General features: G+C 67.8%; 9 protein-coding genes and 1 pseudogene. 4 read left to right on the forward strand and 6 right to left on the reverse strand.

The window, feature by feature from the left end:
* Nucleotides 1-25 precede the first annotated feature (25 nt).
* Nucleotides 26-679: a TetR/AcrR family transcriptional regulator gene (locus ACRX5W_RS15925; RefSeq protein ID WP_436788785.1), complete on the reverse strand. Its 654-nt coding sequence runs from the start codon at nt 677-679 to the stop codon at nt 26-28.
* Nucleotides 680-770: 91 nt separating this feature from the next.
* Between ACRX5W_RS15925 and ACRX5W_RS15930 the strand changes: the two genes are divergently transcribed.
* Nucleotides 771-1,796, forward strand: a complete 1,026-nt coding sequence (locus tag ACRX5W_RS15930) for a hypothetical protein (RefSeq protein WP_436788786.1) — start codon at nt 771-773, stop codon at nt 1,794-1,796.
* A 68-nt stretch (nt 1,797-1,864) separates the two neighbouring features.
* Here the strand turns inward: ACRX5W_RS15930 and ACRX5W_RS15935 are convergent, their stop codons facing one another.
* Nucleotides 1,865-2,059, reverse strand: coding sequence for a DUF397 domain-containing protein (locus ACRX5W_RS15935; protein WP_436788787.1), 195 nt, complete (start codon nt 2,057-2,059; stop codon nt 1,865-1,867).
* Entirely contained in the window at nt 2,056-2,883 is an 828-nt protein-coding gene (locus ACRX5W_RS15940; RefSeq protein ID WP_436788788.1) for a helix-turn-helix domain-containing protein, read from the reverse strand. Before ACRX5W_RS15940 ends, ACRX5W_RS15935 begins: the two co-directional genes overlap by 4 nt.
* 222 nt (nt 2,884-3,105) lie before the next feature.
* Here ACRX5W_RS15940 and ACRX5W_RS15945 point away from each other — a divergent pair, with 222 nt between their 5' ends.
* On the forward strand, nt 3,106-3,429 hold the full coding sequence (locus ACRX5W_RS15945; protein WP_436788789.1) for a hypothetical protein: 324 nt from the start codon (nt 3,106-3,108) through the stop codon (nt 3,427-3,429).
* Nucleotides 3,430-3,583: 154 nt separating this feature from the next.
* Nucleotides 3,584-4,756, forward strand: a complete 1,173-nt coding sequence (locus ACRX5W_RS15950) for a methyltransferase domain-containing protein (protein ID WP_436788790.1) — start codon at nt 3,584-3,586, stop codon at nt 4,754-4,756.
* A 163-nt stretch (nt 4,757-4,919) separates the two neighbouring features.
* On the opposite strand, the gene ACRX5W_RS15955 is transcribed toward ACRX5W_RS15950, so the two are convergent.
* Nucleotides 4,920-5,519 (reverse strand): TetR/AcrR family transcriptional regulator, encoded by a 600-nt coding sequence (locus ACRX5W_RS15955; protein WP_436788791.1) that lies wholly within the window; start codon nt 5,517-5,519, stop codon nt 4,920-4,922.
* Between the two features lie 97 nt (nt 5,520-5,616).
* Here ACRX5W_RS15955 and ACRX5W_RS15960 point away from each other — a divergent pair, with 97 nt between their 5' ends.
* Nucleotides 5,617-6,027, forward strand: a complete 411-nt coding sequence (locus ACRX5W_RS15960) for a nuclear transport factor 2 family protein (protein WP_436788792.1) — start codon at nt 5,617-5,619, stop codon at nt 6,025-6,027.
* 12 nt (nt 6,028-6,039) lie between these two features.
* Here the strand turns inward: ACRX5W_RS15960 and ACRX5W_RS15965 are convergent.
* Both ACRX5W_RS15965 and ACRX5W_RS15970 read right to left on the reverse strand, forming a co-directional pair.
* A pseudogene (locus ACRX5W_RS15965) lies at nt 6,040-7,029 on the reverse strand (ATP-binding protein); the annotation flags it as partial.
* Between the two features lie 85 nt (nt 7,030-7,114).
* Nucleotides 7,115-7,480, reverse strand: a complete 366-nt coding sequence (locus ACRX5W_RS15970; RefSeq protein ID WP_436788793.1) for a DUF2203 domain-containing protein — start codon at nt 7,478-7,480, stop codon at nt 7,115-7,117.
* Nucleotides 7,481-7,572: the final 92 nt, after the last annotated feature.

Below are 7,572 nucleotides of genomic sequence, written 5' to 3' on the forward strand. Positions count from 1 at the left end.
AGGCAGGAATCGAACGGGCTGACAGTCAATGCGCCTGCTGTGCGGGGTGGCGCGCCCGCTCTTCGGCGGCGTCGATCGCGGGGGCCAGCGTGGCGAGTGCGGAGCGCAGCAGGTCGGGCAGGTGGCCGGACGGCACGACCAGCCCGCCGGCGGTGACGGGTGCGGTCGGCGTTCCGAGCCACTGCCGGAGTGCCACCCGTACGGCCGCCGCCACGCTCGCCGCGAGCACCTGGGCGGTCTGCGCGCCTGTGGAGCCGAGACGCTGCTCGATCGCGGCGCCGAGCGGGTGTTCCATCGCCGCGGCGGAGTCGAGGTACGCGTCGCGCAGCGCGGGACTCGCAGTGATCAGCAGCAGTGCGTCGTGGTCGCGCGGTTCGGTGTGCTGCTCCACGATCGCGTCGGTCAGGGCGTCGGCGAGGCGCTTGTGTGCGGGCGCGGCTGCCAGTGCGGTGGCGATGCGTGACTCCCGTTCGGCGGTGACGGCGGCGACGATCGCCTGTTCGCGACTGGAGAAGTAGTTGTTGTACGTCCTCGGCGAGACGCCTGCGGCCTCGGCGATGTCGTCGACGCGAACGTTGTCGGGCCCGTCCCGGAGGGCCAGCCGCAGCGCCGCCTCACGCAGTGCCACGCGGGTGGCCTGCTTCTTCTGCTCGCGCAGCCCGGTTCGCCTTGTCGTCACCCGTGCACTGTCTCAGCATGGCATGCGTGGACGCAAACTTGCGATCACGCAAACTTGCGCGCACGCAGATTCATTGCTTACGGTCTGACACATGCGAGCCAAAGGCATTTGCTACGACACCGGTTTCCTGTACAACGGCGACAACTCCCGCGACCGGTTCGACCCCGACCTGGTCAGACGGGAGCTGACCATCATCCGCGACGACCTGCACTGCAACGCCGTCCACATCACCGGAGGCGATCCCGAGCGTCTGGAACTCGCCGCCCGCCACGCCGCCGACCTCGGACTCGAGATCTGGTTCTCGCCCTACCCGCTGGAGCTGACGACGGACGAGATGCTTGTGCTGTTCGCCGACTGCGCGGACCGAGCCGAGCGGCTTCGCAGGCAGGGAGCCGGGGTTGTGTTCGTCACCGGCGTCGAACTCAGCATCATGAACCGGGGGTTCATCGAAGGGGACAGCACCGGGGAACGACTCGGCCGCCTGCTGAGCGACCCGGACCGCCGGCCGGAGAGACTGGCCGCAATGGGCACGCGTCTCCACGCGTTCCTCCGCGAGGCCGTGGCGGTGGTCCGCGAGCGCTTCCACGGCAAAGTCACGTACGCCGCAATTCAGTTCGAGCGCGTCGACTGGGACCTGTTCGACTTCACGACCTTCGAACTCATCCGGTCCGCGGAGGTGGCCGACCGCTTCCGGGACGCCGTGCGCACCCTCGTCGCCCAGCCCAAACCGGTCGCCATCACCGGCTTCGGCACCGCCACGTGGCGCGGCGCGGGCGACGTCGCACCCCGCAGCATGGAAATACTCGAAGCCGACAAGCGCACCGGCGCGCCGCTCCGGATCAACGGCGGCCACGAGCGCGACGAGCCCGGCCAAGCGGCTTACGTGCGCGAGCTGTTGGAGATCTTCGACAGCGAAGGCGTGGACAGCGCCTTCGTGTTCCTCTTCGCGCTGTACAGCCTGCCGCACCGCCCCGACGGCGACCCCCGCGACGACCTCGACCTCGCGAGCCTGGGAATCGTCAAGGTCCTGGAGAACCGGAACGGCGACACGTACCCCGACATGCCCTGGGAGCCGAAGGCCGCGTTTGCTGCGGTGGCGGAGCACTATCGGGGCTGACCGGCCTTACGGCAAAAGGACGTTGCAGGCTGCCCTCGCCACCCAGGGCGGTGAGGGCAGTGCTGGTATTACGCGGTCTTGAGCCCATCCATCAGCAACGCCCAGGCTGCACCGGGGACTTCGATGACACCCCGGGTCACGTCCTTGCTGTCGCGTATGCCGACGACACCATCGATTGGCGCGGTCTCGACGCACTCCCCGCCCGACTGGTTGCTGTACGAGGACTTGCGCCAAGCTGCCGTCGTGGAGCTGTGGTTCGTCACGATGAGTCCTCCAAAAGTCGGCGCAGGAATCGAGCGGAGTCGGTCACCGATAGCGTGGCTGCGCGCAGCAAATCGTATCTGAGCTCCATCTCTTCGATGCGGGCCTCCTCCGTGACGAGGCGTCCGTCCCCAAATGTCTCCGAATACCCGATGACACCCTTGCCGGGGACATCCAGTAGGACGAAGTTGCCGTCCATGGCTGCGTGCAGCCCGGCGCCAACCGGCAGGATCTCCACGATGACATGCGGCAACTCGATGAGTTTGAGCAAGTGCGCGAGCTGATCCCTGGCCAGCGCCGGGTCGGCCATCAGCCGGTTGAGTGCACTCTCGTCGATCACCGCCCAGAGTCGAGGCGCGCTCTCGGTCCTGTGCAGAATCTCCTGCCGTGCCATCCGCGCCGCAACGAGTCGTTCGATCTCCGACTCCGGCAGCCGCAACTGCTCGAAGAGGGCGCGGGCGTATGGCTCGGACTGAAGCAACCCCGGGATGACCTGCGGTTGGTAGGTCCTGATTCGGGTGGCCCGTCGTTCCTCGCGCGCGTACCCCTGAACCCACGCAGGGAGGGACTGGAGATCCTTCAACGCAAGCCGCAACACCGTCACTAAGTCGCCGCCGGCGTTCAGGAAACCGTCACACGTTTGGATGAACTCGATCTTCGGACGACGCTCACCGGTCTCCACGGCTGACACAAACGACGCCGAGGAATGAACCTGGCTCGCGAGCTCGGCTTGGCTCAAGCCCATCGCTGTCCGATAGAACCGCAGGCGGGCGCCCAGGTACGCCCAAAGCGACTCGTCCGGCTCCAATTCCTTAGGCACAGGCATGGATTGCCTCCCCCAGTTCTCGCTGTGTCACCCAGACCACTAGCCAACCTACCTCCGGAGGGTGTTCATTCGGTAGCAGAAAGCTACAACGGCCCCCGAAAGGTACGCGCCATGACCTTCGTTCCCGACCATTCACTCCCGTCCCGTCGCGCGGTCGAGGGGGCGGGCGTGACGACCGAAGGTCCGCTGTGTGCAAGCCGAGTCCGACCGTACGTTCGCACGGTGCCGGCACTGGAGCCGGCGTTGTCCGTGGTGGTGCTCGTCGCCTGGGGATACGACAGTGTTCAGGCCAACCTGGCGCTGGAGAACGGGTTTTCGTACGCCCGCACCTTCAACTTCACGGTCCGGGAGTCCCTGACCAGTCATGGCACCCCGATGTCCGCCGCGCCGCTCGTCGACGTCGCCCTGCGCCACTTCCTCCGCCGCGACGTGACGTACGGCCAGGCCTGGTGGCTCGTCCGCCGCTCCGCCTTCTCCCCGCGCGACTGGGAGAACCTGCGCGCCGTGGCCCCGGGGATCCCCGCCCGAAGTCCGTTCACCCGATAACGGCTCCGACAACCAAGGAGGTTCGGAAAGATGGAAATTCGCGAAGGCAGAAAGCAGGACGACAGCAACAAGGGCTCCAAGCACGGCGGCGGCGGGTCCGACGAGGGCGGCAACACCAGCGACGGGCAGCGCCCGGCAGACGGGAAGTAAGCGCATGACCGACAGCACGACGCCGGAGGCCGGCCCCGAGGGGCTGGCCTCCGGGCTCATGAAAATCGGCGCGCTGACGACCGATTGGCTTCCCGCGTACAAAGCGCTGCCTCGCGAGAAATTCGTGCCGGAGGTGATCTGGCCCGGGCACGCCGACGAAAACCGCCAGGACGCCCGGGTGGTTCGGCTCGACGACCCCGAACTGTGGCGACGCGCGGTTTACACCGACGCGCCGATCACCACCCAGTGGGACGACGGGGCGTATGGCGGCCCCGGGCGCGGCACCACACCGTCGAGCTCGAATTCCATGCCCCGCATGGTGTTTCTCATGCTGAGCGCCCTTGATGTCGAAGAAGGCCACCGCGTCCTGGAGATCGGCACCGGCACGGGCTGGAACGCCGGTCTGCTGTCGCATCGGGTCGGCGACAAGAACGTCGTCTCGATCGAAGTCGATGCCACAGTGAGCGAGGACGCGCGCGCACGGCTCGCTGGTGCCGGCTACGAGCCCCATCTCGTTGTCGGCGACGGTACGTTCGGCTGCCCGGAACGGGCTCCGTACGACCGCGTGATCGCCACCTGTTCGATCGGGCGGGTGCCACTCGCGTGGATCGCGCAGACCAAGCCCGGCGGTGTGATCGTCACGCCGTGGGGCCCGACGTACGGCGGCGAAGGCATCGTCCGACTGACCGTCGCCGACGACGGCACCGCGGCCGGCCCGTTCACCGGCTCGTCCGCTTTCATGCGCTTGCGGCAACAGCGTGTCGAGCGGCCCCCGTTCCGCGACTACCTCACGGAGCCGTGGCCGGCCAACAGTGTGCAGAGCTCGACCAGACTGTCACCGGACGAAGTCGGCGACTGGATCGACATGTTCGCGATCGGGGTCCAGGTTCCGCGCATGTTCTGCCGCGTCGAGCGCTACGACGACGGGTCGTACACCCTGTGGTTGTACGACACCGACGCCACGAGCTGGGCGACCGCCGACCACGTACCGGACGTGTCCGAGTACGACGTACGCCAGTCCGGCCCACGGCGATTGTGGGACGAACTCGAAATCGCGTGGCGCTGGTGGGACGCACAGGGCCGCCCGGACTTCGAACGCTTCGGTCTCACGGTGTCCGCCGACCGCGAACAGGTATGGCTCGACCACCCGGCCAACCCGGTCCCGGCCCGTCGGTAGTCAGGGCAGTGTCGCGCGAGAGTGGTTGACGAGCCGGGTGAGGTCGAGCCCCCCACTGATCGGTCGGCTGTCAGGAAGGCCTCGATCCCCGGGCCGCGAGGAGCAGTTGCTCTTCGAGCACTCGGCGCGCCGCCAGACTCAAGTGGGTTCGCATCGAGGGTGATTACGCTTGTGCCGAGACGATCCAGGTTCCCGCTCCCGGACGCATCCCGTCCAACACGACGTCCAACGTCCTTTCCCGCCCCTCGATGTCCCCGGCCAGGTGGTCGGCGGCGCGGCTTGCGCCGATGAGGAGGGCCTGCAAGTCGGGCATGCCGAGGTCGAGGCGTACGGCCCCCGCGGCTTGCGCCCTGGACAGCAACTCGGCCAGGGCAGCGGCGAGTTCCGCGCGGATGTCCTCGCTCGCGGCCTCCACGTCGACGCCGACGGCGGTCAGCGCGTCCGCCAGCGCCAGTTTGCGCGGGGCTGTCGACACCACGTCGCGGAAGAAGGCGCGGAAGGCTGCGCCGGGGTCGGGCGCGTCGCAGTACTCCCGCGCGCGCTCGGCGACGCCGCGCAGGTGTTCCACGAACACCGCTTCGAGGAGCGATTCCTTGGTCGGGAAGTGGCGGAAGACGGTGCCGATACCGACGCCGGCGGCCTTCGCGACTTCCTCGGTCGATGCGGAGGTGCCTTTCTCGCCGAAGACTTCTTCGGCGACGGCCAGCAGTCGGGCGCGGTTGCGGACCGCGTCGGCGCGCGGTCGGCGGGGAGCGGGCGTCATCGCGGGGGCTGCACGTAGACAAGCGGAGTCAATACTCCGTATCTTCTAATCGGAGTCACGACTCCGATTCTACCGGACGACGACCAAGGGGACACCCATGCCTTCCGACGCCCGCCCCACGCCGCGCGACGTGTTCACCGCGTTCCAAAACGCCCTGGACGCACGCGACATCGCCACCGCCCTGGCCTTCTACGCCGACGACGTCCGCGTCTCCCAGCCGCTCGCGAAGCCCGAGCCCACTGTGTACGAAGGCCGCGCCACGCTGGCGGAGCACTTCGGGGGTGTCGGCCAACTGCCCGTGGAGCTCACCACCGTCAACCAGGTCGTCCACGAAACGGCCGACCCCGAAGTGATCGTCGCCGAATACGACTACGACGCACTCAACCGCGACACCGGCAAGCGCGTCCGCTTCTCCAACGTCATCGTGCTCCGCGTCCGCGACGGCCTGATCGTCGAGTCCCGCGACTACCACGACCACATCGCACTCGGCGAACTCCTCGCCGGATAAGACCGTTCAGCCTCACCGCCACGCCCCGACCAACGCCTCCGGGCCGTATACCGCCTGGAGGCCGGACGTGGAGACGCCCGCCCGCGAGACGGCGACAAGAGGAAGCGGGGCCTCGGTGAGGGCTGTTCGGTGTTTGTGCAGCGCGGCCAGGTCATGAGCGTCGAAGCTGCTGTCCTCAAGCCACTTGATCGACCCCACGAACAGCAGTTCCCTGGCGATGGGTTCGCGGTCGGCGCCGACGATGTCGATCTCGACGTCGTTGCTGCGCGTCCAGTAGGCGCCGATCGCCGGGGCGGCGGGCAGGCCTTGGTCGGGCAGGAGGCGTGCCAGGGACTCGCGCACGAGAGGTTCCACCGCCCGCCCTCGCCACGTCGTCCATCCTTGCTTGATTCGGGCGAGGGTCAGATCGCCGCGCATGCGCTCGATTTCGGCCATATGCGGTTCGAGAAAGGAGAGCCAGAACCTCAGGTACGGGTCGGCGATGCGGTAACGGCGCTCTTTCGACGGTCGCGTCGAGAGCGGCAGTTCAGCGGAGACGACGCGCTTGTCGATGAGGACATCAGCGGCTCGGCTGAGCGTCGAATGCGAGACGCCGCCCGCAGCGCGCGCGATGTTGGTGAACGTACGCTCCCCACGACCGATCGCGTGCAGTACATCGCGCCCTATGGCGTGCGGTGGAAACTCTGCGGCCAGGGACCGTTCGCCGGAGACGAGCAGCGCCGAGGTTGGATCGCTCAAGCTCTCTTCAAGGAAGGCCCACATACTCTCGCCGCGACGCCACTGGGAGCAGATCAGCGGCAGCCCGCCGGTGATCAGTGCGGCGTCGAACGCGGCAGCGGCGTCCAGGTCAAGCATGTCTGCGACGTCGGCGGGCGTGAGCGGGCCGACGACCATCTCCGTGCCGCGTTGATGGAACGGACGTTCGTATGAGTTGAGTGCTTCCATCATCGACAGATCCGAGCCGATGAGGAGCAGAAGGACGGGTTTGCGGCTCAGGTATCGAGCGCGCGAATGGTATCGCTGGAGATACTATCGCTGGCGATAGTATCTCCAGCGATACCATTCCTCTCCCTGTCGCCCACCCGTCCTACGGCAGCGGGCGCCGGCCTGCGAAGCCGCAGTCTTGGCGGTGGTACCAGGTGATGTCGCGGTCGCCTTCGAGCCAGCACAGGTAAATGGGTGTGCCGTCGTCGAGGTCGGCGGGGAAGTCGAGGAGCAGAGGGGCGAAGCCCTTCAGTTCGGCGCCGGTTTCCTGGACCTTCGTCATCAGCTCGTCGAGGCGGGCGTGCATGCCCTTGAGCTCGGGGAGGCCGCCGTGCTCGGTCGGTCCGGCGGAGGCGGACAGGTCGGTGGACAGCTCGGCGGCCTGTGCGCGGAGCGTGACGATCTCGTCCAGGACGGGAAGCAGCTCGGCGAGCGTCGCGCGGGCCTCGGTGATGTCGAACAAACCCATGGGGCCAGCTTGTCACGGTTGAGCGTGCCGTCCGCAGAGGGAGGCGGCACGCGGCGGTGGGGGGGGGGGGGGGGGGGGGGGGGGGGGGGGGG

This window comes from Yinghuangia sp. YIM S10712, from assembly GCF_051388935.1.
In the GTDB taxonomy this organism is placed as follows: domain Bacteria; phylum Actinomycetota; class Actinomycetes; order Streptomycetales; family Streptomycetaceae; genus Yinghuangia.